Raw genomic sequence first — 1,410 nt, forward strand, 5'->3', positions numbered from 1 at the left:
TTTTAGCGCATTTTTGTCAATTTTACCGTTCGGGGATAGCGGCCACTGTGATACCGCAATGTAGCGACTTGGCAGCATGTACTCTGGTAGTAATGCCCGTAGATACTCACGTAGCTGCTGTGCCAAACCCGTCGCTTCTTCTGTTCGGACGTAAGCCTGTAACTGTGACTCTCCTGCCTCTTCTACCACTAACACTAGCGATTCTATTACTGCATCATGGCTATTTAGGTGATGCTCTATTTCCCCAAGCTCAATACGAAAACCTCGTAACTTCACCTGCTCGTCAACGCGCCCTATAAAACACAACTCTCCTTGTTGGTCATATCGAACTAAGTCTCCTGTACGATAAAGTCGTGCATCTGTGTTGTGACTAAAGCGGTCTGGAATAAAACGCTGTGCCGTTAGCTGTGGCTGATTAAGATAACCACTAGCCACGCCCGCACCACCTAAATACAACTCACCCGTTACTCCAAACGGTAACAGCTCTCCTTGTTCTCCCAGTACGTAAGCCTGCGTATTGGACACCGGACGACCTATTCTCGGGGCCTGCTCCGGTGCCGCTGTCATTTCATAGTAAGTGGAGTACGTCGTATCCTCTGACGGTCCATACAAGTTCACAACTCGCCGTAACTCTCGCCCACTAAATAACTTCTCTACTACTGTCTGTGCCAGTGGCTCTCCTGCCAAGTTGACACTCAGAACCGAGCTAGGAAGCCGCTGCGCCGCCAGCAATGCATCTATTCCCGACGGCACTGTATTAATTAGACTAATACCCGCTATGTCTTCGTTTAGCAGAGTCAGAATGTTTTCCACTAAGATTACTTTGCCACCAAAGCTCAGTGGAACGAATAACTCAAACACCGATAAGTCGAAGTTAAGTGACGTGCTTGCCAACACCCCCGCTAACTCTTCCGGCTGATAAAACTCTCCTGCCCACTGCACCATCGCCAACGCATTCCTGTGCGCTATCACTACCCCTTTTGGCTTACCTGTCGAGCCTGATGTATAAATAAGGTAACTTGGCTGGTCGCTCGTAGCTTGCGGATGACGGCCTAAGTTGTCTCTACACTGTTGTGCTAAGTCCTGCTGTAGTTTAGTGGCGTCTAGCTGCCACAGAGTGACACCTGCGATATCCAACAGCCCTTGAGTATGCTCGTTACAAATAACATGCTGCAACTGCGTATCTGCAACAATATACTCCAGTCGCTGTTTGGGATAATTAGGGTCCAGTGGGACATAGCGTCCTCCAGCTTTTAATACTGCCAACACTGCCACAACCATATTCACCGAGCGTGTTAACAATATCCCTACCGCATCTCCTAGCTGCACTGCTTGATGCTGTAGTTGTCGTGCCAATTGGTTTGCACGTTGGTTGAGCTGACCATAGCTGATACTTTCATTGGCTGTTTC

At 48.8% G+C, this 1,410-nt stretch carries 1 protein-coding gene; it reads right to left on the reverse strand.

What is annotated here, in order from left to right; genetic code table 11:
- Positions 1 to 1,410: amino acid adenylation domain-containing protein (locus MHN32_RS23610; protein WP_239422988.1), on the reverse strand; the 1,410-nt coding region annotated here is incomplete at both ends.

The sequence above is a fragment of the Pseudoalteromonas sp. Of11M-6 genome (assembly GCF_022347905.1).
In the GTDB taxonomy this organism is placed as follows: domain Bacteria; phylum Pseudomonadota; class Gammaproteobacteria; order Enterobacterales; family Alteromonadaceae; genus Pseudoalteromonas.